Origin of the sequence: Micrococcus sp. GbtcB5, from assembly GCF_019091605.1 — a bacterium.
Lineage (GTDB): Bacteria > Actinomycetota > Actinomycetes > Actinomycetales > Micrococcaceae > Micrococcus > Micrococcus luteus.
Genome location: NZ_JAGXJK010000557.1, coordinates 1 through 232, shown reverse-complemented (window position 1 = coordinate 232; position 232 = coordinate 1). Strand labels below are relative to the sequence as shown.

The following is a 232-nucleotide window of genomic DNA, read 5'->3' as shown; positions in this document are numbered from 1 at the left end:
CGCCCTGGGCTCCGGCTGGGGCTGGGTGGCGGTGGCCGGCGCCGCCCTCGCCGCGGCCGGGGCCAAGCTCAACCTGCTGACGGGCATCTCCCGCACCGCCCTGGCCATGGCCCGCGAGTCCGACCTGCCCCGCCCCCTGGCCCGGGTCCATGCGGGGACCGGCACACCGTGGACGGCTCAGCTGACGGTGGCCGCGGCCGTGATCCTGCTCCTGCTCACCACGGACATCCTC

1 protein-coding gene is annotated in these 232 nt (G+C 77.2%); it reads left to right on the top strand.

Annotated features, from left to right (window positions below):
- On the top strand, positions 1 to 232 hold a 232-nt coding region (locus KVS67_RS13495), incomplete at both ends, for an amino acid permease (protein WP_368669080.1).